The 24602-nt window shown below is 46.0% G+C and carries 26 protein-coding genes; 23 read left to right on the top strand and 3 right to left on the bottom strand.

The genetic code is table 11. The features are described from left to right. The first annotated feature begins 246 nt into the window (after positions 1-246). The 5 genes from GYM62_RS12420 (at position 247) to GYM62_RS12400 (ending at position 6710) form a co-directional block, all read left to right on the top strand. A complete protein-coding gene (locus GYM62_RS12420) occupies positions 247-1428 on the top strand; it encodes a hypothetical protein (RefSeq protein ID WP_219956639.1) in 1182 nt (393 codons plus the stop codon). Between the two features lie 2 nt (positions 1429-1430). Beyond that, entirely contained in the window at positions 1431-2795 is a 1365-nt protein-coding gene (locus GYM62_RS12415; protein WP_219956638.1) for a DUF6443 domain-containing protein, read from the top strand. A 358-nt stretch (positions 2796-3153) separates the two neighbouring features. Next, entirely contained in the window at positions 3154-5445 is a 2292-nt protein-coding gene (locus GYM62_RS12410; protein ID WP_219956637.1) for an RHS repeat domain-containing protein, read from the top strand. A gap of 10 nt (positions 5446-5455) precedes the next feature. Continuing rightward, positions 5456-5878 (top strand): hypothetical protein, encoded by a 423-nt coding sequence (locus tag GYM62_RS12405; RefSeq protein ID WP_219956636.1) that lies wholly within the window; start codon positions 5456-5458, stop codon positions 5876-5878. A gap of 16 nt (positions 5879-5894) precedes the next feature. Next, on the top strand, positions 5895-6710 hold the full coding sequence (locus GYM62_RS12400; RefSeq protein WP_219959463.1) for an RHS repeat-associated core domain-containing protein: 816 nt from the start codon (positions 5895-5897) through the stop codon (positions 6708-6710). Between the two features lie 239 nt (positions 6711-6949). Here GYM62_RS12400 and GYM62_RS12395 read toward each other — a convergent pair whose 3' ends face one another. Beyond that, positions 6950-7285 carry a helix-turn-helix domain-containing protein gene (locus GYM62_RS12395; protein ID WP_219956635.1) on the bottom strand — a complete coding sequence of 112 codons (336 nt, stop codon included), beginning with the start codon at positions 7283-7285 and terminating at the stop codon, positions 6950-6952. Between the two features lie 153 nt (positions 7286-7438). Here GYM62_RS12395 and GYM62_RS12390 point away from each other — a divergent pair, with 153 nt between their 5' ends. The 9 genes from GYM62_RS12390 to GYM62_RS12355 all read left to right on the top strand — a co-directional run bounded on the left by GYM62_RS12390 (position 7439) and on the right by GYM62_RS12355 (position 14839). Then, the gene (locus tag GYM62_RS12390; protein WP_219956630.1) at positions 7439-7669 is read left to right on the top strand and encodes a hypothetical protein; all 231 of its coding nucleotides are present in this window, start codon (positions 7439-7441) and stop codon (positions 7667-7669) included. A 4-nt stretch (positions 7670-7673) separates the two neighbouring features. Then, entirely contained in the window at positions 7674-10238 is a 2565-nt protein-coding gene (locus GYM62_RS12385) for a CHC2 zinc finger domain-containing protein (RefSeq protein ID WP_219956634.1), read from the top strand. Beyond that, the gene (locus tag GYM62_RS12380; RefSeq protein WP_219956633.1) at positions 10135-10476 is read left to right on the top strand and encodes a hypothetical protein; all 342 of its coding nucleotides are present in this window, start codon (positions 10135-10137) and stop codon (positions 10474-10476) included. The genes GYM62_RS12385 and GYM62_RS12380 overlap by 104 nt, the downstream gene beginning before the upstream one ends. 179 nt (positions 10477-10655) lie before the next feature. Then, on the top strand, positions 10656-11567 hold the full coding sequence (locus GYM62_RS12375) for a tyrosine-type recombinase/integrase (protein WP_219956628.1): 912 nt from the start codon (positions 10656-10658) through the stop codon (positions 11565-11567). Then, the gene (locus GYM62_RS12370) at positions 11561-12436 is read left to right on the top strand and encodes a tyrosine-type recombinase/integrase (RefSeq protein WP_219956632.1); all 876 of its coding nucleotides are present in this window, start codon (positions 11561-11563) and stop codon (positions 12434-12436) included. Before GYM62_RS12375 ends, GYM62_RS12370 begins: the two co-directional genes overlap by 7 nt. Before the next feature lie 47 nt (positions 12437-12483). Then, positions 12484-12726, top strand: coding sequence for a type II toxin-antitoxin system HicA family toxin (locus GYM62_RS12365; protein WP_219956627.1), 243 nt, complete (start codon positions 12484-12486; stop codon positions 12724-12726). Beyond that, on the top strand, positions 12723-12947 hold the full coding sequence (locus GYM62_RS12360) for a type II toxin-antitoxin system HicB family antitoxin (protein ID WP_255590373.1): 225 nt from the start codon (positions 12723-12725) through the stop codon (positions 12945-12947). The genes GYM62_RS12365 and GYM62_RS12360 overlap by 4 nt, the downstream gene beginning before the upstream one ends. Positions 12948-12949: 2 nt before the next feature. Beyond that, positions 12950-13009 (top strand): hypothetical protein, encoded by a 60-nt coding sequence (locus GYM62_RS21120; RefSeq protein WP_304504267.1) that lies wholly within the window; start codon positions 12950-12952, stop codon positions 13007-13009. Positions 13010-13981: 972 nt separating this feature from the next. Then, positions 13982-14839, top strand: a complete 858-nt coding sequence (locus GYM62_RS12355; protein ID WP_219956631.1) for an RHS repeat-associated core domain-containing protein — start codon at positions 13982-13984, stop codon at positions 14837-14839. A 158-nt stretch (positions 14840-14997) separates the two neighbouring features. Here the strand turns inward: GYM62_RS12355 and GYM62_RS12350 are convergent, their stop codons facing one another. After that, positions 14998-15402 carry a helix-turn-helix domain-containing protein gene (locus GYM62_RS12350; protein ID WP_255590693.1) on the bottom strand — a complete coding sequence of 135 codons (405 nt, stop codon included), beginning with the start codon at positions 15400-15402 and terminating at the stop codon, positions 14998-15000. Positions 15403-15548: 146 nt separating this feature from the next. Here GYM62_RS12350 and GYM62_RS12345 point away from each other — a divergent pair, with 146 nt between their 5' ends. From GYM62_RS12345 to GYM62_RS12310, 8 genes are all read left to right on the top strand, one after another. Continuing rightward, positions 15549-15779 carry a hypothetical protein gene (locus tag GYM62_RS12345; RefSeq protein ID WP_219956630.1) on the top strand — a complete coding sequence of 77 codons (231 nt, stop codon included), beginning with the start codon at positions 15549-15551 and terminating at the stop codon, positions 15777-15779. Between the two features lie 4 nt (positions 15780-15783). Next, a complete protein-coding gene (locus GYM62_RS12340; RefSeq protein ID WP_219956629.1) occupies positions 15784-18585 on the top strand; it encodes a CHC2 zinc finger domain-containing protein in 2802 nt (933 codons plus the stop codon). Positions 18586-18763: 178 nt separating this feature from the next. Further along, positions 18764-19675 (top strand): tyrosine-type recombinase/integrase, encoded by a 912-nt coding sequence (locus tag GYM62_RS12335; protein ID WP_219956628.1) that lies wholly within the window; start codon positions 18764-18766, stop codon positions 19673-19675. After that, positions 19669-20430, top strand: a complete 762-nt coding sequence (locus tag GYM62_RS12330) for a tyrosine-type recombinase/integrase (protein WP_255590372.1) — start codon at positions 19669-19671, stop codon at positions 20428-20430. Before GYM62_RS12335 ends, GYM62_RS12330 begins: the two co-directional genes overlap by 7 nt. A gap of 160 nt (positions 20431-20590) precedes the next feature. Beyond that, positions 20591-20833, top strand: coding sequence for a type II toxin-antitoxin system HicA family toxin (locus GYM62_RS12325; RefSeq protein ID WP_219956627.1), 243 nt, complete (start codon positions 20591-20593; stop codon positions 20831-20833). Continuing rightward, positions 20830-21171, top strand: coding sequence for a type II toxin-antitoxin system HicB family antitoxin (locus tag GYM62_RS12320; protein ID WP_219956626.1), 342 nt, complete (start codon positions 20830-20832; stop codon positions 21169-21171). The genes GYM62_RS12325 and GYM62_RS12320 overlap by 4 nt, the downstream gene beginning before the upstream one ends. Positions 21172-22094: 923 nt before the next feature. After that, complete coding sequence (locus GYM62_RS12315) at positions 22095-22985, top strand: RHS repeat domain-containing protein (protein ID WP_219956625.1); 891 nt, start codon at positions 22095-22097, stop codon at positions 22983-22985. Positions 22986-22987: 2 nt separating this feature from the next. After that, positions 22988-23440: a hypothetical protein gene (locus GYM62_RS12310; protein ID WP_219956616.1), complete on the top strand. Its 453-nt coding sequence runs from the start codon at positions 22988-22990 to the stop codon at positions 23438-23440. 23 nt (positions 23441-23463) lie between these two features. On the opposite strand, the gene GYM62_RS12305 is transcribed toward GYM62_RS12310, so the two are convergent. Further along, entirely contained in the window at positions 23464-23847 is a 384-nt protein-coding gene (locus GYM62_RS12305) for a helix-turn-helix domain-containing protein (protein ID WP_255590371.1), read from the bottom strand. Between the two features lie 139 nt (positions 23848-23986). On the opposite strand from GYM62_RS12305, the gene GYM62_RS12300 reads away from it, so the two are divergent. Next, complete coding sequence (locus tag GYM62_RS12300; protein ID WP_219956624.1) at positions 23987-24577, top strand: CHC2 zinc finger domain-containing protein; 591 nt, start codon at positions 23987-23989, stop codon at positions 24575-24577. The last annotated feature ends 25 nt before the right edge of the window (positions 24578-24602 follow it).

Genomic DNA, 24602 nt, shown 5'->3' with positions numbered 1-24602 from the left:
GGTTCTCAAGGGAAAATAGTTTATCATTTTTCTCAAATAAATGATGTTATTATCAATACTGCACCATCACTTTCCAGTATAAACTATGATTGGACACATGGTTTGCCAATAAAAACGGAGATATTCAAAAAGGAAGGATCATCTTTTGAGAAGATCGAAGAAAAGACGTTTCATTATAAAACTTTTATTACAAATACTAATTCCTTTCAAGCAAATGCTGGCCCGAGCTCATTTTATTCATTTGGAATGAAATTGAATAGGGAAAGAGCTGAAGTTCAACCAGGTCAGCAATGGTTATTTAAACCCGCGGAATATAATTTATTTAAATACGGTTATTTATCAGCGTTATTGTCGAAGTATAAAGAGACAAGTAAGTTATATAAAAATGGACTCACAAGAGAATCGAATATTTATTTTTCAATTGATTCTTTAAATAATCAAATTACTAAGTCTGTTTATAAGGATATTAATAATCCTTCCAATACAATGATTAGATATTATTTTTACTCTGATGAAATTAACTCTCAAAGTGCTTTTTTTACTTATAAAAATCCACTGCTATTTATTGATAAAAAAGTTTATAATGGAGTAGAATATACTATTAATGGTGGATATTTCCCTTTGATTAGTTTAAATGGTAGACTTTTACATAATAAGGCGTATAGGTTAGACCTTGCTCAACCTGTCAGTAATTATACTTTAAATTTAAATCAACCAGAATTGAGCCAAGGCTTTAAGTTGACAAATGAGGTGTTGAATTTTAATTCTAAGAATTATCCAGAATTAATAAAAGATAATGGGATCCAAACTAAAATATTCTATGATTATTCAGATTTAAAACCTACTGCATATATCAGAAATTTTACTGGCACAAATTCTGACTTCGCATATACTAGTTTCGAGACAAATAATCAAGGAGGTTGGAATTATACTGCTTTATCTCGTCCCATTCGAATAACTCCCTTTACTGGTAGTATTGTACACAGATTATCGGGGAACCCGTTAACAAAAAATAATTTAAATCAATCTAGGACCTATGTTTTAACATTTGCAGTAAAAAAGGATGGTAATGCGATTCCTAACTTGGTTGTGAAAAAGAATGGATCAATAATTTCTGATTCTGGAATAAGCAATAGTGATATTGGCGAAAAGTGGATTATTTATCAATATAGATTGTCTTCTAGTTCAAGTGTTCAAATAGAAGGGGATGGTGTTTTGATAGATGAATTAAGAATCCTTCCTATTGAATCTTCTATTACCACGTATGGATATTTTCCATTTATTGGTCTTAGTTATGAAAATCCCAATTCTATGATTCCTGTCAATTATTTTTATAATGGACAAAGAAGATTAAGTATGATTCTAAATCAGAATGGAGAAAGATTAAAACAATATTTTTATCAATATAAGGCACCTATATCATTTTAAGGATGAAAACATTTATAGCTATTTTAATTACATTTACAATTTGTAATATCTGCATTTCTCAAAATTTACCAAATCAGGTTGGAAGTTCAACTGCCTCTAGTCCTGAATCGTTAAATATACCTTCAATATCCTCCACGGCAAACATTAATGTCATAAGAGAGTGGAGTTTTCAGCAGGCCGTAGTTTTATTTTCGGGTGATCCTAGTAAGGAACAAGCAAGGACTTTAACATTTTATATGGATGGACTGGGAAAACCTTTGCAGGAAGTTTATTTTCAGCTTAGCCCTCAAGGTAAAGATATTGTAAAGCCTTTTGTATTTGATTCATTTGGAAGGAAAAAATATGAATTGTCTTCATATCCATCTTTAAATTCAAGTGGTAAAATTGTTTTGAATACTGCCGCAGAGTATTCATCGAGATTAAGTTCGATTTATCAAAATGAAGGAAACTTTTTTGGAAAAATTATTTATGAATCTTCACCTTTAGAAAACATTATAAAATCCTTTTCTCCCGGTAATTCTTGGACAGGTTCGGATAGAGGTGTCTCAAAAGATGATTTTCTTAATTCTATTCCAATAAAAAAATTTGAAATTCCACCTGGTCAATCCTTTCCAATACATGTTGGAGACTATGGGGCTAGCCAATTGATTACAAATAGAGTAATTGATGAAGATGGTAAAATATCAGAAAGTTTTACTAATTCTTTGGGGCAAATGGTTGCTTCGAGAAAATCCAAGATTTTATTGCCTGGTTCTAATTTTAATGATTGGTTTTGGACTTTTTACATTTTTGACCAAAAAGGCAGGATAGCTTACACTCTCATGCCGCAAGGTGCGTCAATTTGTAATTCTTCATCTAATTGGGATATTGAGCATCCAAACGTAAAAGAACATTATTTTAAGTATGAATATGACAATAGGGATAGAGTTATAAGAAAAAAAATACCTGGAGCCGGAATAACGGAATACGTTTATGATCACTTGGATAGGGTTGTAATGCAGAGAGACCCTAATCTTTCAGCTTCAAGCGAATGGATGGTAATTAAGTATAATGAGTTCGAAGAAGTATCTACTATTGGAAGATTGGTTAGTTCCACAACCCGGGATAGTTACCAATCAACGGTTGATTCGGACATTAACTTTATAAAAAATCTTACGCTAAATTCTACTGATCAATCAAATATTTATAGCAATTATACATTTGGAGGAACTACCCATACGTTTAATTCCTCTTTTAATTCTAACTTTTCTTCTCCTCTTAGAAGTACCAAGGCAATTCATGGTAGAATGACAGGTAAAAGGAAGAAGGTAGATGGTACTGGTAGCTATATTTCTGAAGTTTATTTTTATGATGAAATAGGAATTTAATTCAAAAGAAGGTTTTAAATCACAAAGGAGGTACAGATTGGACAACCATGGAGTATGATTTTTTGGGCAGAGTAATTAAAAGCTATCATGTACAGAATAATCCAAATGCAGGATCTAACTCAACTATTACATTATTAAAAACATATACATATGACCATGGCGGGAGGCTTATTTCAATTTCTCAAAAGTCAACTCTAATCCTATTCAGACTTTAGTTACTTACCAGTACGATGAACTGGGACAGCTAATTAGTAAAAATTGGAATGGACTTCAAACCGTAAATTATAAGTACAATCCTCGAGGCTGGCTCACACATATTAATGACCCAAACTTATCTGAAAGCGGTGATACATTTGGTATGCAGATTTTTTATGATTTCGGTTATAATTCCATAAATTACAATGGAAATATTTCAGGTATTCAATGGAAAAGTAGTAGAGATAACGTGAAAAGAAGCTATGGATTTAATTACGATCAGATAAATAGAATTACGAGAGGGCATTATGTTGCATTTGGATCTTCTTGGAATCTGGAATCAGATAGATATTCCTTATCTTCCATAAGTTACGATGAAAATGGGAATATTTTATCCTTGGAAAGGAAAGGTAAAGTGTCTAACCCTAATTCATTTGGCACTATCGATCAATTGAATTTCACCTATGCATCTAATAGGTTGTCCCAGGTAGAAGATCTAGTCATGCCACAATTTGGTTTTATGGACTTTAAAAACGGGGCCTCCTCTTCTAATGAATATCAATATAATAATGCGGGTAGTTTGATTTCAGATGAGAATAAAGGAATAACTAATATTTCTTATAATTTCAATAATTTACCCAGAGTTATAAATTTAGGTTCAGGTAATCAAATTACCAATGTCTATGATTCTGAAGGAAGAAAACTATCCACAACGATAGTATCCGGGGGTACCACAAAAACCTATGATTACATCGGAGATTTTGTATATCTTAACAATACAATTCAACACTTTGCACACGAGGAAGGACGTACAGCCTGGGATGGTGGAACGGGCGATCCATATGATGAGTATTTTTATAAAGATCACCTTGGCAATGTCCGTCAGGTAATACGTGCACCTTTTACACTGGCTTTTCGGGCCACCATGGAGGAGGAATACGCTCAAGAAGAAGAGCAACTTTTTGAACAGCTTCCGGAAACAAGGATACTCGACCACCGTCATAACAATACTGCGGGTGGAAACCAAGTGGCTTGGCTGAATGCCGAACGGGGAAAAATGCTTGGTCCATCAAGAACGCAGGAGGTACAGGAAGGAGATAGCTTGACGCTTGAAGTGGATGTGATTTTCGACAAAAAGAGAAAGGGCATATTGCATCCTTCTGCACTGATCAAAAGTGGAAGTCAAACATTATGGAAAGATCGCTTGCTGGAAGGGGTGCAAAATCTTAACTTTTCTCCTGAGATCAATCCGATGTTGATCTATGAGTTTACCCGATTGCTATTGGCAGAGATTGAATCCAAGAAGACCCCAGAAAGCTACCTGATGTATGCGCTATATGATCAGGACAGTGTGCTATACGATCAGGGCAAGGTCTTGGTCAGCAATGCCGCAGCCAATGAGCATGAGCAACTACGACAGACACTCAAAGTCAAAAAGAATGGATATCTTGAAACTTTTGTGGTCAACGAAACAGCTCAGAATATCTTTTTCGATAATCTAAAAGTGCAAAGTACCAGTCCGATCATCGTTCAGGAAAATGCCTACTATCCCTTTGGAATGACCATCGCAGGATTGGATTATAGTTATAATAATCATACGAATAGGTATCTGTATCAGGGCAAAGAGTTCTTAGATGACTTAAACCTAAATATTTATGATTTTCATGCCCGTGGATATGACCCCGTCATAGGTAGGACATGGCAGGTAGATCCCATGGCGGACAGCTATTACCCATGGTCGCCATACGCTTGGACTATGAACAACCCGATTAAGTATATGGATCCGACAGGTATGTTCAGTACCCATACGGATGAGGAAGGAAATGTGGTGGCGGTCTATGACGATGGGGATTTGGGTGTGTATAGACATCAGGGAAATATGGCAGAAGCGAAAAAAACAGTAAGGGAAAGTTATAACACTGAAAATACAGGGGCTGGAGGAGAGAGGATGGGAGAAAGTTTGCATGCGTTAAGTTTTGTAAACCAAAACCTCTATAATGAAACTGGACTAGTAAAAGCAGGAGATATAAAGATAGATTTTGGTTCTACTGAACTTACTGGTAGGGTTCAAGAAATACTTAATTCAGACCCATCACTTTTTGATTATTTTAAGAAGGCCGGTGGGGGTGGAGATTGGGATATAAAAGCTCATGTCTCCAATGGATCCAAGTTATTTGGCAAATATACTTCACCTAGGGATGCTGGTAATTTTGCTGCTGGTGCAGTTGCTCAAAAATCTGGTTTAGCACCCTTGGCGCAATTTGGTTATGGAGCATATAATTTATCAGGAAATAATAAACCTTTAACGCTAGCTATAACTGGTGTGGTAGGCTGGATGTCTATGGTAAATAGACCACTCGGGTTAGGTTCAGCCTACCTTATTGGGAAATATGGTGAGGATAAACTTTCCCAAAGATCTATTGATATAGGCAAAGATTTTATTAGAAGAAATTAATGATATGAATATGAGGTTTTTTCTTTCTTTAATTCTGCTGGTTATCTTTTCTTCCTGTTGCGATACCCACGTAGAGGTTACTTATGAGTATGAAGATGTTGTGATCAAAAGAGTGGATGAGTGTGGCATTTCCACTTTTTATTTTGGTGAGATTTCAGATAGCTCCCCTAGGGTTTGGACTACATACTCTGGCATAAATGACGGGTTCTCAGGTTATTTAGTGTTTGAAAAAGGTCGTGTTGAGATACTTTCAGGGGATGGATATTTTGAGTCAAGTAACAATAATGAAAAACAAATAGATTTCAGATATATAGATATATCTGAAAGACCAATGTTAACCAAAGGGGTTTATTATATAATGTTGGCTACAAACGTTGAAAAAGAGAGGAATGTGAATACGGTAAGCGGTGTAAAAGTTGACTATATGGATTGATTTATCATCATAGAGAATTGGATGTTTCAGTGGCGATGAGTACAGTTACCTCTACAATGGCAACGAGATCATAAGGGATCTTAATCTGGAAATATACGACTTCAAATCAAGGTTTTATGATCCTGCTATAGGACGATTTAACAGTATCGATGTGCTGGCCGACCATCCTAATCAAATAGGATTGTCCCCATACCAGTTCAGCTGGAACAATCCGATCAAGTACAATGATCCTAATGGGGAGTGTCCCATTTGTCCTGGTTCGTATTATTATACTAAGGCTCAAGTTATTTTTTCGCAGTTCACCAATACTGTTAAAGGTTCTTCTCAGAGGTTGTTGACACAGCAATCAGGTAACCTGAATTCTGAGTTTTCATCTCAGCTTAGTAATTCTCAAGCATCTCTCATGTCATCAGTAGCAACTATTAATGATGGGGCAGTAGTTGCTTCTGGGCTCAAGGACGCCACTGTACAGGGAGGGCTCTTGGGTGCAGAAGTAGTTCAAGATTTAGGTACAGCTATAGAAGTTGCTGGAATAGCCACTGCCCAACCTGAAATAACTGCTGCAGGCGGGATGGTTTCGGGTGCAGGAAATTTGCTGGAGGGGACTATAAGAGCTTCAACGGGAGATCTTACTGCCGGTGAAGTCGGCTATCAAGTAGGTAAAGGTATAGTGTTTGGTCAGCTTTTTAAGGGAGGAGATAAAGCAGTTAAGGCTGAGACTCTAAGCAAGGAAGCTAATAATATTTGGCAAGGTATTGTAAAAGGATGGGAAATGCTCAGCGATTGGACTTATGAGGTTACTACGAGTGTTGATGAAGAAAAAAACAAATAAGAGCTATGGATATATTTAATATGCTTATTGGCGCTTTGCTAATCCTGGTTTCAATAATCATCTTCATTATTCAAATTAGGGAGGGGACAAATAGGAAAAATGAGGGTTTTACAATTGGGGATGTAAAACTGATTTTTGCCGGATTATTTTCGTTTCTAGGAGGATTATATCTTTTTATTAGTGCGTTTTAGAATTGATGAATAACACAAAAGCCCGGCCAGTGCCGGGCTTTTGTGTTTTTAAGCGCTGAGGGAGTTCTGTACCTGGCACTTGAAGAGAAATGCGTCCATCAGTGCGAAGATGTGTTCCCGGTCCTCGGGCTGCAGTTTTTCGATGTCCTGGAGGCGTTTGACGGTTTTTTTGTCGAAGGAGCTGTTTACCCCCTCACCGACCAGATAGTCCAGCGACACGCCGAAGGCATCCGCTATTTTTTTTGCCGCCTCGATGGAGGGGACGGCATCCCCGCGCTCGTACTTGCCGATCATCTCCCTGGACACGCCGCTTTCTTCGGCCAGTTTTCCCTGTGACCAGTTTTTTTCCTTGCGAAGGTTGGTAATGATAATGCCTGTGTTCATAGCCTATACTTCCTTTTTATGTCCTATAGTAACGGATGTATGGTAAAAATATGGAATTAAAGTTCTTTTTAAAAACCTATAAGACTTGCCTGTTATGGAAAGATAATTTACTTTTATGTCTGATAGTTCCATGATAAAAAAATGAAAATAATTATGGCAGACGAAAAAGAGTACCGCTACGACTACCGGGGGCTGGACAGTTTCCTGGTGCTGGACCATGATCCGCGGCTGCTGGGCGAGCAGCTGGACGCGTTGATGTGCGACCTGGTGTATGTTTCAAGGGATGCCGAGGACTTTGGCCGGGAGCTGAGCGACTATTGTTACACGCTTCGCCGTTTGCGTGACCTGTTCCGGAAGATGCCATTACAGGGTACAGCGGGCTGAGGGGATGGAGATCACCGAGATCAAAACCAGACTGACGCTAAAGGAAGTCCTGGAACATTACGGCCTGAAACCCGATAAGCAACTGAGGCTGAACTGCCCGTTCCATCCGGACAGGACCCCGAGCATGCAGGTGTACTACAAGACCCAGACGGCCTACTGTTTCAGTTCCAACTGCCCCACACATGGCAAGAGCCTTGACGTGATCGACTTTATCATGCACAAAGAAAGCTGCAGCAAACACGAAGCGATCAAAAAAAGCGAACGCCTGTTAGCCGGGAATGTCAGTCCCGCGCAGGAGCTGACCCGGGTTGCGCTGCTCACAAACATGTTTACCTACTTCAGGAATGCGGTACACAACAGCAAACCTGCCCGTGAATACCTGGAAAGCCGTGGGCTGGACTACGGCAAAACGGAGATCGGCTACAACTCCGGGCAGTTCCACCATGGCACAAGGAAGGACGAAGCATTGATAGAAGCCTGCCTGAAATACGGCCTGCTGCTGGACAAAGGGCAAACAAACAACCGCACGGGCGAAAGGGCCTATAGCCCTTTTGGGAAGGGAGGGATCGTGTTCCCGCTCAAAAACCAACAAAACCAGATCGTAAGCCTGTACTTCCGCAGCACGGCAGACGACAGACAGGCACGCCACTTTTACCTCAGGGACAGACAGGGGCTTTACCCAAAGTATCCCAAACCCGAAACGACAAAGCTGATATTAACAGAAGCCATCATCGATGCGGCCACCTTGCTCCAGATTCCGGGGATCGCAACAGAACATGAAATACTTGCCTGCTACGGCACCAACGGGCTGACCGAAGAACATATAAAGGCCATCCAATCACTCAATAACTTAGAAGAGATCATCTTCTTTTTTGACGGGGATGCCGCCGGACTGGAAGGGGCAAGGAAACAGGGCGAAAAGCTGAAAGGCCTGCTGCCGGAAATCAAAATCAGCCGGGTAAACACCCCGGAGAGCGAAGATGTAAACAGCCTGTACATAAACCATGCGGACAGTGCGGAAGCACTCTTTACACACCTATTGGACAGCCGTACCTCTTTTGATGCGCCAAACGGGTCTTTTTATTCTTCAAATGAACCTGTTTCAAATGAAAAGAAAGAAATCCGGGAACAGATACAGTCAACGGTTCCGGAACCGCCCAAACCCACCCCATCGCAAACCATCTCACAAACAAAAACCAATACCCAGAAACCACCACAACCCATTCCCCAGCCAAAAACCAACGCCCAGAAACCAACTTCCGGCCCAAGCCTTGCTGCAGGTAGCTTTGATTCCACGAATCCCCACCGGATCATATACTTTACCGACACGGCGCATTACTATGTAAAAGGCGGGGTGAGACAGGAACCGGACAGATTACAGATCAGCCTGATGGTCGAGGGGAAGGGCAACGGTGCCTACAACCGCTACCGCAACCGCCTGGACCTGTACGAGAACAAGCAGACGGAACGGATAGCAAGGGAGGCGGCGGAAAAGCTGAACCTCAGGGCCGACCTGTTGGAACTCGACCTGTGCAGGCTGACCGACCTTCTGGAAGACTACCGTGACAGCCGGGAAACGGGGCAAAAACCGGAAAGCGCAAGGATAGTCCTGGACAGCACAAAGTCAGGTCATTGCAAAGACTTTTTAAGCAAGCCCAACCTGATCCAACGGTTCAACGGACTGATCGGGAAAGCGGGCGTTGTCGGGGAGGAAAACAACCGGGTGTTTTTGTTCTGCATCGCCGCCAGCTACGGGATGCCCGACACACTGCATGCTTTAATACAGGGCAGTTCGGGCAGCGGCAAAACCCACCTTTTGGTGAAGATCAGCAGCTTTATCCCCGATGAAGATGTAAAAAGGTTTACCAGGGTCACGGAGAGCAGTTTTTATAATTATGGCATGTACGACCTGAAAAACAAACTGATCTGCCTGGAAGACCTGGACGGGATGAAGGAAGAGGCGCAGCTGGCCTTCCGGGAACTGCAGAGCCGTGAAATGTTATCCAGCAGCACCACGGGCCAGGACGAGAAGGGCAACAACCGGGCGTATGAAAAGACCGTCTACGGACCGATCGCCTCGATGGCCTGCACGACCAAGGGGGAAATCTACGAGGACAACATGAACCGCTGTTTTCTGATCGCCGTGGACGAGACCAAAGAGCAGACACAAAGGATCATCGCCTACCAGAACCAGAAGGCATCCGGAAAGATTGACGGGCAGGAAGAAAGGAAGACTACTGAGTTCATACAGAACTGTGTTCGGATGCTCAAACCCCATGAAGTGGTGAACCCCTATGCGGACAGGGTGAACCTACCGGAAGAGGCCCACAAGATCAGGCGGCTGAACGGGCTGTACCAGAGCTTCGTCAAGCAGATGACCCTGATGAACCAGTACCGGAGGAAAAAAGACCAAAAAAGGGAGATTGATCACGGAGAAGGAAGACCTGCAGACAGCGGCGGAAATCATGTTCGACAGCATCGTGCTGAAGATAGACGAGCTGGACGGCAGCCTCCGGCTGTTTTACGAGCAGCTGAAAAGCTACATCAAGGGCAAGGGCGAGGCGTATGAATCCTACAGCTTCGGCCAAAGGGAGATCCGGCAGGCACTGAACATCAGCAAGACCCAGCTGCAGCGCTATATCCATGACCTGCTGGGTTTGGAATACATCTGCCAGGCAGGCGGGCATATCAACAAGGGCTACCGCTATAAGATTGTGTACTGGGACGATGTGGCCAAGCTGAAAGGCAAAGTGAAACGGCATTTACAGGGACAGTTGGATCAGTTGGAAATCCTGGCGACCCCTTAGCGACCCAGCCGTTTTGGGTCGCTAGAATCTGCCTCTGAAGCTTCAAAAGGCTGAAAATGGCCCTGAATCAGGCTGGCGACCCGTGACCCGGGAAAACGCAAGCCCCCTTCAATAAAAACACCTACGACGATGAAATGCGCAGCATTCCATGACACCCTTAAAAAACAATCAACACTGTCATGAAACACCTACCGATATACAACAAAGCATACCGTGACCTGTTGCTGGACTATAGGCAGTACCTGGAGCGTACGGGTTACAACAAAGGGAGCCGGGAAGCCCTTCCTTCCTGTTTGCGGGAGTTTTTTTACCGGATGGAAGGCCTGGGTATCCATGGGCTTGATAGCATCACGTCCGGCCATATCCTTGATCACTGGGAGTACCTGAAGACAAGACCGAGCCAAAGGGGCGGATCCCTGAGTGAGAGCATGGTCAGCCACCACCTGTATGCCCTGAAAACCTTTATGAACTACGGACAGTCCAGCGGCAACCTAAACAGCAATCCCTTCGGGTCACTGAGCTTCCCCAAGCCGGAACATCCACCCAGAAAGGTGTTGAGCACCGAAGAGATCAAAGCCCTGTACGGAGCCTGTGAGACTCTGAAGGACCGGGCCATACTAAGCCTGTTTTACGGCTGTGGACTGAGAAGGTCGGAGGCTGAAAAGCTGGATATATCCGACATCCATTTTAAAGGAGGACTGCTGTACGTGCGTTCCGGTAAGGGAGGAAAAAGAAGGGTGGTACCGATGGGCGTGCAGGTAACCCAAGACCTGAAGGATTACTATCTGCATGAACGTGAATCCTACAGAAATGGATCTACCTCCGACAGCCTGAAAGCTTTTATGCTCAACAACCGGGGAAACAGGATACGGGGCGGCGCCTACTGGAAGAGACTCAGGTACCTAGCGGAACAGGCGGGCTTTATGGACAGGATCGGCCTTCACTGCCTGCGGCACAGTATCGCCACGCATCTGCTGGAAGGCGGGCTGGGCATCGAGCAGGTCAGGGACTTTCTGGGCCATCGCCACCTGGAAACCACGCAGATCTACACCAGAATCAGCAAACAATACCTGAACGAACAGCTATGTTGAGGGAGAGAGAGCTGAAGGAATACCTGCTGGAAAGGCATACCCCGGAGACGGCGAAGATCTACCTTCGTGACATCCGGATCTATCTGGATTATATGACAGAGGAGAGGGCAGAAAAAGCCATCTACCAGGACATACTGCAGTACGTGGACTACCTGAGGAAGAGACACCAAAACCCAAGGACGGTCAACAGGATGCTGTACGGGGCAAAATCCTGGCACAGCTGGCTGCTGCATACCGGAAGGCGGGAAGACCACCCCTGCAGGTTTTTGAGGCTGAGGGATGCCAAAGGGCAGGATATCCAATTACAAGACCTTTTTTCTTCAACTGAACTGGAACAGCTGATGGAAAGGAAGGAACGCTATGAAGCCGTAAGAACCAGAAACCAGGTTGTTGTCAGTCTGCTGATCTACCAGGGGTTACGGCTAAAGGAAACAGAACAGTTGCGGTTACAGGATATTGATCTGGAAGCCGGGACAGTCCACAGCAGGGGTATGGCGAAAACTTTACCGAGAACCCTGAAGATGAAGCCCAAACAGATCATGCTTTTTTACCGCTACATCCACGAAATCCGACCAGAAATACAAAAAGAAGAAACGGAAAGACTGATCCTGAACATCCGGGGGAAGGCCATCAGGGCGGATGACATCAACTACCTGGTGGAAACCTTCCGGGATCTGTTCCCTGACAGGAAACTGAACGCCCAGACCATCCGGCAGAGCGTGATCGCCAACCTGCTGAAAGAGGGAAAAGACCTGAGGGTAGTCCAGGTGTTCGCGGGGCACAAAAACCCGAGTTCGACGGAGCGGTACAGGCAGACGGGATTGGAGGAACTGAAGGCGGCGGTACAGAAACACCACCCGCTGGGGTAGGGTTAAAAAGTTTGGAAAATGCAACTAAATACAGTTACTTTGAGTTTATGTCTAAGAAGGAAAAACTGATCGCCAGGTTTTTGGGCATGCCATCCGACTTTCATTATGACGAGATGGTGAAACTGCTAGGATACTTTGGTTTTGAGGAAGTAAAGAAAGGAAAGACCTCCGGTTCGAGGGTGAAATTCGAGAACGGTGAAGGGGTTCCTGTCATGCTGCACAAACCCCATCCAAGCGGGATTATGAAGCAATACCAAATGAAACAGGTCAGAGAACTATTGGAATTATGAAATATCTGGAATACAAAGGTTATACGGGCAGCATTGAGTACAGTCCTCAGGATAGTCTGCTCTATGGAAAAGTGTTGGGAATCAGAGGTCTGATCTCCTACGAAGGAGAGACAGGGAAACATCTGGAAGAGGATTTTAGGGAGGCTGTAGATGCTTATCTGGCAGATTGTAAAGAAGAGGGCAAGTCTCCCGAGAAGCCGTTCAAAGGAGCTTCAATGTAAGGATATCGGCTACCTTGCACCAAAGAGCAGCTTTATTGGCGATGGAGGCCAAGACCTCCTGAACAATTTGTTGCCGAAGCGATCCGGTTTAGGGTCGACAAAGAGCCTGCCTGATTGTTTTTGCAGGAATGGGAAACCGTTCCGGGGAGGTTTGCGGTAACCACAACGTTCACAGGTTAAGCGGTGTTCGTCCTCGTCATCCGGCAAAAAGCCACGCCAGCCCGTCAGGTAAGCTTCGTGCCTCAGCCCACATGCCGCCCTTCGGGTGCTTGTGCCTCGCAGCCTGTCATGTCTTTTGCGCTCCTTCCTCTTCCTCACGGCTGTTCCAGTGTCTGCTTAGGCCGCTTCACTTCTCCGCCTGAGGCGGATGCGTTCAGCCACCATACATCCACCCACAGCCGGGGTTAAGGCGGGCCTGCTGGCCACCGACAGACCGCAGCTCCCAAGATGACCTTTTGAAAGGCAAAGTGGTATCTTAAGAGCCGCTCACTGCCAGTCACTTCCTACGGTCGTTTTCCCTGTCAGGCTGTCGGCGGCACCCGCAGGCGGCCCGCGAGCCAACGCACAAAAAGGCCGGCCGCCCAAAAAATCACCCCCAACCCCCGATCAAGGGGGCTTTCCCAACCCACAATGCCGGGACAGATCTCCGAAAGCAGGTTGGGTGCAGGAAAAAAACAACAAAAAAGAAGAGGCAAACCGACCAAAGTGAGGTTCGCGAACACCATAAAAAAACAATAAAAAAGTGAGCAAAGTTAGGCGGGTCGCACGAGGCCTGCCCACCGTCAAAAAGCAAGTCCACAGGGCTATTTAACCGCCCGCAGAACAGCCGCACCTTAAACCGCCCGGCTCCCTTGCTTTTTGCCATACCCGCCAGATTGAAGGCTTTCTTTTTTTTTCCTTTTTTCTTTTGGGATGATGTTTTACTGGGGCTATCATGAAAGTTCCCTCTTCTTTTTTCAACTGAAAACATCTTCAGATGAAAGAAAAAACTATCTTTATGGGAGTGTGCCGGGAGTGCATGACGTTCTTTAAAAGTGAGTGGGGGGAGTTGGGAAGAGCCGGAAAAAGGTTGCGCGGGAGTATACCGTTACCTCTACAATGGCAACGAGATCATAAGGGATCTTAATCTGGAAATATACGACTTCAAATCAAGGTTTTATGATCCTGCTATAGGACGATTTAACAGTATCGATGTGCTGGCCGACCATCCTAATCAAATAGGATTGTCCCCATACCAGTTCAGCTGGAACAATCCGATCAAGTACAATGATCCTAATGGGGAGTGTCCCATTTGTCCTGGTTCGTATTATTATACTAAGGCTCAAGTTATTTTTTCGCAGTTCACCAATACTGTTAAAGGTTCTTCTCAGAGGTTGTTGACACAGCAATCAGGTAACCTGAATTCTGAGTTTTCATCTCAGCTTAGTAATTCTCAAGCATCTCTCATGTCATCAGTAGCAACTATTAATGATGGGGCAGTAGTTGCTTCTGGGCTCAAGGACGCCACTGTACAGGGAGGGCTCTTGGGTGCAGAAGTAGTTCAAGATTTAGGTACAGCTATAGAAGTTGCTGGAATAGCCACTGCCCAACCTGAAATAACTGCTGCAGGCGGGATGGTTTCGGGTGCAGGAAATTTGCTGGAGGGGACTATAAGAGCTTCAACGGGAGATCTTACTGCCGGTGAAGTCGGCTATCAAGTAGGTAAAGGTATAGTGTTTGGTCAGCTTTTTAAGGGAGGAGATAAAGCAGTTAAGGCTGAGACTCTAAGCAAGGAAGCTAATAATATTTGGCAAGGTATTGTAAAAGGATGGGAAATGCTCAGCGATTGGACTTATGAGGTTACTACGAGTGTTGATGAAGAAAAAACAAATAAGAGCTATGGATATATTTAATATGCTTATTGGCGCTTTGCTAATCCTGGTTTCAATAATCATCTTCATTATTCAAATTAGGGAGGGGACAAATAGGAAAAATGAGGGTTTTACAATTGGGGATGTAAAACTGATTTTTGCCGGATTATTTTCGTTTCTAGGAGGATTATATCTTTTTATTAGTGCGTTTTAGAATTGATGAATAACACAAAAGCCCGGCCAGTGCCGGGCTTTTGTGTTTTTAAGCGCTGAGGGGAGTTCTGTACCTGGCACTTGAAGAGAAATGCGTCCATCAGTGCGAAGATGTGTTCCCGGTCCTCGGGCTGCAGTTTTTCGATGTCCTGGAGGCGTTTGACGGTTTTTTTGTCGAAGGAGCTGTTTACCCCCTCACCGACCAGATAGTCCAGCGACACGCCGAAGGCATCCGCTATTTTTTTTGCCGCCTCGATGGAGGGGACGGCATCCCCGCGCTCGTACTTGCCGATCATCTCCCTGGACACGCCGCTTTCTTCGGCCAGTTTTCCCTGTGACCAGTTTTTTCCTTGCGAAGGTTGGTAATGATAATGCCTGTGTTCATAGCCTATACTTCCTTTTTATGTCCTATAGTAACGGATGTATGGTAAAAATATGGAATTAAAGTTCTTTTTAAAAACCTATAAGACTTGCCTGTTATGGAAAGATAATTTACTTTTATGTCTGATAGTTCCATGATAAAAAAATGAAAATAATTATGGCAGACGAAAAAGAGTACCGCTACGACTACCGGGGGCTGGACAGTTTCCTGGTGCTGGACCATGATCCGCGGCTGCTGGGCGAGCAGCTGGACGCGTTGATGTGCGACCTGGTGTATGTTTCAAGGGATGCCGAGGACTTTGGCCGGGAGCTGAGCGACTATTGTTACACGCTTCGCCGTTTGCGTGACCTGTTCCGGAAGATGCCATTACAGGGTACAGCGGGCTGAGGGGATGGAGATCACCGAGATCAAAACCAGACTGACGCTAAAGGAAGTCCTGGAACATTACGGCCTGAAACCCGATAAGCAACTGAGGCTGAACTGCCCGTTCCATCCGGACAGGACCCCGAGCATGCAGGTGTACTACAAGACCCAGACGGCCTACTGTTTCAGTTCCAACTGCCCCACACATGGCAAGAGCCTTGACGTGATCGACTTTATCATGCACAAAGAAAGCTGCAGCAAACACGAAGCGATCAAAAAAAGCGAACGCCTGTTAGCCGGGAATGTCAGTCCCGCGCAGGAGCTGACCCGGGTTGCGCTGCTCACAAACATGTTTACCTACTTCAGGAATGCGGTACACAACAGCAAACCTGCCCGTGAATACCTGGAAAGCCGTGGGCTGGACTACGGCAAAACGGAGATCGGCTACAACTCCGGGCAGTTCCACCATGGCACAAGGAAGGACGAAGCATTGATAGAAGCCTGCCTGAAATACGGCCTGCTGCTGGACAAAGGGCAAACAAACAACCGCACGGGCGAAAGGGCCTATAGCCCTTTTGGGAAGGGAGGGATCGTGTTCCCGCTCAAAAACCAACAAAACCAGATCGTAAGCCTGTACTTCCGCAGCACGGCAGACGACAGACAGGCACGCCACTTTTACCTCAGGGACAGACAGGGGCTTTACCCAAAGTATCCCAAACCCGAAACGACAAAGCTGATATTAACAGAAGCCATCATCGATGCGGCCACCTTGCTCCAGATTCCGGGGATCGCAACAGAACATGAAATACTTGCCTGCTACGGCACCAACGGGCTGACCGAAGAACATATAAAGGCCATCCAATCACTCAATAACTTAGAAGAGATCATCTTCTTTTTTGACGGGGATGCCGCCGGACTGGAAGGGGCAAGGAAACAGGGCGAAAAGCTGAAAGGCCTGCTGCCGGAAATCAAAATCAGCCGGGTAAACACCCCGGAGAGCGAAGATGTAAACAGCCTGTACATAAACCATGCGGACAGTGCGGAAGCACTCTTTACACACCTATTGGACAGCCGTACCTCTTTTGATGCGCCAAACGGGTCTTTTTATTCTTCAAATGAACCTGTTTCAAATGAAAAGAAAGAAATCCGGGAACAGATACAGTCAACGGTTCCGGAACCGCCCAAACCCACCCCATCGCAAACCATCTCACAAACAAAAACCAATACCCAGAAACCACCACAACCCATTCCCCAGCCAAAAACCAACGCCCAGAAACCAACTTCCGGCCCAAGCCTTGCTGCAGGTAGCTTTGATTCCACGAATCCCCACCGGATCATATACTTTACCGACACGGCGCATTACTATGTAAAAGGCGGGGTGAGACAGGAACCGGACAGATTACAGATCAGCCTGATGGTCGAGGGGAAGGGCAACGGTGCCTACAACCGCTACCGCAACCGCCTGGACCTGTACGAGAACAAGCAGACGGAACGGATAGCAAGGGAGGCGGCGGAAAAGCTGAACCTCAGGGCCGACCTGTTGGAACTCGACCTGTGCAGGCTGACCGACCTTCTGGAAGACTACCGTGACAGCCGGGAAACGGGGCAAAAACCGGAAAGCGCAAGGATAGTCCTGGACAGCACAAAGTCAGGTCATTGCAAAGACTTTTTAAGCAAGCCCAACCTGATCCAACGGTTCAACGGACTGATCGGGAAAGCGGGCGTTGTCGGGGAGGAAAACAACCGGGTGTTTTTGTTCTGCATCGCCGCCAGCTACGGGATGCCCGACACACTGCATGCTTTAATACAGGGCAGTTCGGGCAGCGGCAAAACCCACCTTTTGGTGAAGATCAGCAGCTTTATCCCCGATGAAGATGTAAAAAGGTTTACCAGGGTCACGGAGAGCAGTTTTTATAATTATGGCATGTACGACCTGAAAAACAAACTGATCTGCCTGGAAGACCTGGACGGGATGAAGGAAGAGGCGCAGCTGGCCTTCCGGGAACTGCAGAGCCGTGAAATGTTATCCAGCAGCACCACGGGCCAGGACGAGAAGGGCAACAACCGGGCGTATGAAAAGACCGTCTACGGACCGATCGCCTCGATGGCCTGCACGACCAAGGGGGAAATCTACGAGGACAACATGAACCGCTGTTTTCTGATCGCCGTGGACGAGACCAAAGAGCAGACACAAAGGATCATCGCCTACCAGAACCAGAAGGCATCCGGAAAGATTGACGGGCAGGAAGAAAGGAAGACTACTGAGTTCATACAGAACTGTGTTCGGATGCTCAAACCCCATGAAGTGGTGAACCCCTATGCGGACAGGGTGAACCTACCGGAAGAGGCCCACAAGATCAGGCGGCTGAACGGGCTGTACCAGAGCTTCGTCAAGCAGATGACCCTGATGAACCAGTACCGGAGGAAAAAAGACCAAAAAGGGAGATTGATCACGGAGAAGGAAGACCTGCAGACAGCGGCGGAAATCATGTTCGACAGCATCGTGCTGAAGATAGACGAGCTGGACGGCAGCCTCCGGCTGTTTTACGAGCAGCTGAAAAGCTACATCAAGGGCAAGGGCGAGGCGTATGAATCCTACAGCTTCGGCCAAAGGGAGATCCGGCAGGCACTGAACATCAGCAAGACCCAGCTGCAGCGCTATATCCATGACCTGCTGGGTTTGGAATACATCTGCCAGGCAGGCGGGCATATCAACAAGGGCTACCGCTATAAGATTGTGTACTGGGACGATGTGGCCAAGCTGAAAGGCAAAGTGAAACGGCATTTACAGGGACAGTTGGATCAGTTGGAAATCCTGGCGACCCCTTAGCGACCCAGCCGTTTTGGGTCGCTAGAATCTGCCTCTGAAGCTTCAAAAGGCTGAAAATGGCCCTGAATCAGGCTGGCGACCCGTGACCCGGGAAAACGCAAGCCCCTTCAATAAAAACACCTACGACGATGAAATGCGCAGCATTCCATGACACCCTTAAAAAACAATCAACACTGTCATGAAACACCTACCGATATACAACAAAGCATACCGTGACCTGTTGCTGGACTATAGGCAGTACCTGGAGCGTACGGGTTACAACAAAGGGAGCCGGGAAGCCCTTCCTTCCTGTTTGCGGGAGTTTTTTTACCGGATGGAAGGCCTGGGTATCCATGGGCTTGATAGCATCACGTCCGGCCATATCCTTGATCACTGGGAGTACCTGAAGACAAGACCGAGCCAAAGGGGCGGATCCCTGAGTGAGAGCATGGTCAGCCACCACCTGTATGCCCTGAAAACCTTTATGAACTACGGACAGTCCAGCGGCAACCTAAACAGCAATCCCTTCGGGTCACTGAGCTTCCCCAAGCCGGAACATCCACCCAGAAAGGTGTTGAGCACCGAAGAGATCAAAGCCCTGTACGGAGCCTGTGAGACTCTGAAGGACCGGGCCATACTAAGCCTGTTTTACGGCTGTGGACTGAGAAGGTCGGAGGCTGAAAAGCTGGATATATCCGACATCCATTTTAAAGGAGGACTGCTGTACGTGCGTTCCGGTAAGGGAGGAAAAAGAAGGGTGGTACCGATGGGCGTGCAGGTAACCCAAGACCTGAAGGATTACTATCTGCATGAACGTGAATCCTACAGAAATGGATCTACCTCCGACAGCCTGAAAGCTTTTATGCTCAACAACCGGGGAAACAGGATACGGGGCGGCGCCTACTGGAAGAGACTCAGGTACCTAGCGGAACAGGCGGGCTTTATGGACAGGATCGGCCTTCACTGCCTGCGGCACAGTATCGCCACGCATCTGCTGGAAGGCGGGCTGGGCATCGAGCAGGTCAGGGACTTTCTGGGCCATCGCCACCTGGAAACCACGCAGATCTACACCAGAATCAGCAAACAATACCTGAACGAACAGCTATGTTGAGGGAGAGAGAGCTGAAGGAATACCTGCTGGAAAGGCATACCCCGGAGACGGCGAAGATCTACCTTCGTGACATCCGGATCTATCTGGATTATATGACAGAGGAGAGGGCAGAAAAAGCCATCTACCAGGACATACTGCAGTACGTGGACTACCTGAGGAAGAGACACCAAAACCCAAGGACGGTCAACAGGATGCTGTACGGGGCAAAATCCTGGCACAGCTGGCTGCTGCATACCGGAAGGCGGGAAGACCACCCCTGCAGGTTTTTGAGGCTGAGGGATGCCAAAGGGCAGGATATCCAATTACAAGACCTTTTTTCTTCAACTGAACTGGAACAGCTGATGGAAAGGAAGGAACGCTATGAAGCCGTAAGAACCAGAAACCAGGTTGTTGTCAGTCTGCTGATCTACCAGGGGTTACGGCTAAAGGAAACAGAACAGTTGCGGTTACAGGATATTGATCTGGAAGCCGGGACAGTCCACAGCAGGGGTATGGCGAAAACTTTACCGAGAACCCTGAAGATGAAGCCCAAACAGATCATGCTTTTTTACCGCTACATCCACGAAATCCGACCAGAAATACAAAAAGAAGAAACGGAAAGACTGATCCTGAACATCCGGGGGAAGGCCATCAGGGCGGATGACATCAACTACCTGGTGGAAACCTTCCGGGATCTGTTCCCTGACAGGAAACTGAACGCCCAGACCATCCGGCAGAGCGTGATCGCCAACCTGCTGAAAGAGGAAAAGACCTGAGGGTAGTCCAGGTGTTCGCGGGGCACAAAAACCCGAGTTCGACGGAGCGGTACAGGCAGACGGGATTGGAGGAACTGAAGGCGGCGGTACAGAAACACCACCCGCTGGGGTAGGGTTAAAAAGTTTGGAAAATGCAACTAAATACAGTTACTTTGAGTTTATGTCTAAGAAGGAAAAACTGATCGCCAGGTTTTTGGGCATGCCATCCGACTTTCATTATGACGAGATGGTGAAACTGCTAGGATACTTTGGTTTTGAGGAAGTAAAGAAAGGAAAGACCTCCGGTTCGAGGGTGAAATTCGAGAACGGTGAAGGGGTTCCTGTCATGCTGCACAAACCCCATCCAAGCGGGATTATGAAGCAATACCAAATGAAACAGGTCAGAGAACTATTGGAATTATGAAATATCTGGAATACAAAGGTTATACGGGCAGCATTGAGTACAGTCCTCAGGATAGTCTGCTCTATGGAAAAGTGTTGGGAATCAGAGGTCTGATCTCCTACGAAGGAGAGACAGGGAAACATCTGGAAGAGGATTTTAGGGAGGCTGTAGATGCTTATCTGGCAGATTGTAAAGAAGAGGGCAAGTCTCCCGAGAAGCCGTTCAAAGGGAGCTTCAATGTAAGGATATCGGCTACCTTGCACCAAAGAGCAGCTTTATTGGCGATGGAGGCCAAGACCTCCCTGAACAACTTTGTTGCCGAAGCGATCCGGTTTAGGGTCGACAAAGAGCCTGCCTGATTGTTTTTTGCAGGAATGGGAAACCGTTCCGAGGGGAGGTTTGCGGTAACCACAACGTTCACAGGTTAAGCGGTGTTCGTCCTCGTCATCCGGCAAAAAGCCACGCCAGCCCGTCAGGTAAGCTTCGTGCCTCAGCCCACATGCCGCCCTTCGGGTGCTTGTGCCTCGCAGCCTGTCATGTCTTTTGCGCTCCTTCCTCTTCCTCACGGCTGTTCCAGTGTCTGCTTAGGCCGCTTCACTTCTCCGCCTGAGGCGGATGCGTTCAGCCACCATACATCCACCCACAGCCGGGGTTAAGGCGGGCCTGCTGGCCACCGACAGACCGCAGCTCCCAAGATGACCTTTTGAAAGGCAAAGTGGTATCTTAAGAGCCGCTCACTGCCAGTCACTTCCTACGGTCGTTTTCCCTGTCAGGCTGTCGGCGGCACCCGCAGGCGGCCCGCGAGCCAACGCACAAAAAGGCCGGCCGCCCAAAAAATCACCCCCAACCCCCGATCAAGGGGGCTTTCCCAACCCACAATGCCGGGACAGATCTCCGAAAGCAGGTTGGGTGCAGGAAAAAAACAACAAAAAAGAAGAGGCAAACCGACCAAAGTGAGGTTCGCGAACACCATAAAAAAACAATAAAAAAGTGAGCAAAGTTAGGCGGGTCGCACGAGGCCTGCCCACCGTCAAAAAGCAAGTCCACAGGGCTATTTAACCGCCCGCAGAACAGCCGCACCTTAAACCGCCCGGCTCCCTTGCTTTTTGCCATACCCGCCAGATTGAAGGCTTTCTTTTTTTTTCCTTTTTTCTTTTGGGATGATGTTTTACTGGGGCTATCATGAAAGTTCCCTCTTCTTTTTTCAACTGAAAACATCTTCAGATGAAAGAAAAAACTATCTTTATGGGAGTGTGCCGGGAGTGCATGACGTTCTTTAAAAGTGAGTGGGGGGAGTTGGGAAGAGCCGGAAAAAGGTTGCGCGGGAGTATACCGTTACCTCTACAACGGCAAGGAATATGTCGACGATCTCAACCTGAACATCTACGACTATGGTGCCAGAGGCTATGACCCTGCGATAGGCAGGTGGAGCGTTGTTGACCCCTTGGCAGCACAGTTCCCAAGCTGGTCGCCATATAGTTTTAGCTTCAATAACCCAATTCGATTCATCGACCCAGACGGTAGGGCACCTTGGGATGTAATTATTAAAGGTTCGGAAAGTCAAGCAGCTTTTAATGAATTGCAAGCCTCAGTACAAGGACAACTTAACCTATCAATGGATGCAAATGGCAAAGTTACCTATACTCAAAGTGGTGATGGCAAACTTTCTAAAGATGCTCAACAACTTGCCAATGCAATAGACAATAGCTCAATTGTTGTAAATGTGAATGCAGAAAATACTACTACAACATCATCCGGTGATTTATACATTGGCGGTGCATTTGCCGGGAATACTGTAACAAAAGGAGAAGGCGGAAATACCGTTGTAGCGGAACAGGAAGTAAACCCAGGTGTTTTAGGGAAGATGAGCACTGCCCACGGAAAGCCTGGAGCAGATATGCTACACGAAGTTACCGAGGCTTATCAAGGCGCATTAATCTCGCAGAAGAAAGGTGTGTCATCACCGGCTTCAAATCAAAAGGGCTCAGTTTACAATAAAGCTCATCAGAAAGCGACCAGGCAGTCGGGCCCAGTATTAGAAAGGATTTATGATGCATCGGGCAATGAAATGCAAATGTTGCCGGGGAATGTTTATCCGCCAGGTGTACAACGTGCTGACTGGTATGTCAAGGATAAGAAAGGTAATAAGGTTGTCATCCAAGAATTGAAATAGTTATGAAGATACTACTGTGCATCTGTTCGGTACTGACACTTCTTTCTTGCTCAACGCCAAAAGGAATAGCTCAAGGCCAAAAGGAAGAACCAGGTTACCTGATTAAGAAAATAAAGAGCAAGAACTCCTGGCATATCATATATGCCCAAAAACAGGACAGTCTTTATAAAATAGTTGTTGGGAAAGAAGGTCTATCGAGAGACAATTGCAAAAAGATAGTTGTCGGAAAGTATTATGACCTTGAATTGAAGTCGAGAAGAGAAAATGTACCTGTAATTAATGGCGTTAAGTTAAAACCTGTAAACTATCTTGATGTTAAAAGTCCTGCATATGATAAAGAAGGGGTTGAATGTTACTCGTATGATGAAAAGACTGAGATTTGCATTGAACCAAAAAAAGGCATCTATGACCTGTATTATACGGATGACCTGAAAGGGTTATGTTATTTAAAGTAGAATATAAAATCAAAAGCCCGGACTTACCGGGTTTTTGATTTTATAGAGCAACCACGTTCTTTTGAAAGAAGTCCTTGAACTTTTTTGGTCAGGAAAGTATCAATCATTTTAAATACCATATTTTTTTCTTCAGGTTCGAGTTCAGCAATCAGTTTTACCTGTTCCATCAGGCTTTTATCTTCAATGGTCACTTCATCGGGGATGTTGCCGTCAAAGTTGACCAGTTCATCAATGGTCATTCCGAAATACCTGGCGATTTTGTTCACGGCATCCAAAGACAGATCCCTGTCGCCAGCCTCTACCCTTGAATAATTGGAGCGGTGCATATTGACCAGTTCGGCAATTTGCTGTTGCGTCAGTCCTTTTTCTTCCCGGATGCTCTTTATAGTCTTACCAATGTGCTTCATTGCTGTTCTTTTCTTGCAAAGTTATCAAAAACGCACTAATAACGCCAGTATGATATAAATTGATACACTTACTGTTGTCTAAATGATACTTTATTGATACTTTTGCCCTGTATCAAAAAACACACATAAATTTTTGACTATGGAGATACAGGAAATCAAACAGCGGCTCACCCTTGCAATGCTCCTGCAGCATTACGGGTTGAAAGCCGACAAGCAGAACCGTTTAAAGTGCCCGTTCCACAACGACAAAACCCCAAGCTTGCAACTGTACTACAAAACCCAGACGGCCTATTGCTTCTCCACCAACTGCAATACCCACGGCAAGGCCATTGATGTAATCGACTTCATACTGTACTACGAGAAATGCACAAAGCACGAAGCAATCAAGAAAGCGGAAAGTATCATCAATCCGGGAGCAGTCACAACCCAAACCACAGCACCAAAGCAGGCGAACGAGAAAGCAATGTTTTTGGAGCGGATGTTTACCTACTTCAAAAATGCGGTGCATAACTCCAAACCTGCAAGGGAATACATCGAGAGTCGTAATCTTGACCATAAGCAACTCGAAATCGGTTACAATGCAGGGCAGTTCCACCACGGAGCAAGGAAAGATGAAAGCCTGATAAACGACTGTCTGAAATATGGGATATTGTTGGACTTGGGGCTGAAATCAAGGACAGGCGAAACCGCATACAAGCCTTTTGGTAAATGGTGCATTGTCTTTGCCTAAGAAACCCAAACCACGAAATCACAGG

Source organism: Algoriphagus sp. NBT04N3 (assembly GCF_019443765.1).
GTDB lineage: Bacteria > Bacteroidota > Bacteroidia > Cytophagales > Cyclobacteriaceae > Algoriphagus > Algoriphagus ornithinivorans.
The sequence above is the reverse complement of the archived record's forward strand: the minus strand, read 5'-3'. Positions and strand labels throughout refer to the sequence as shown.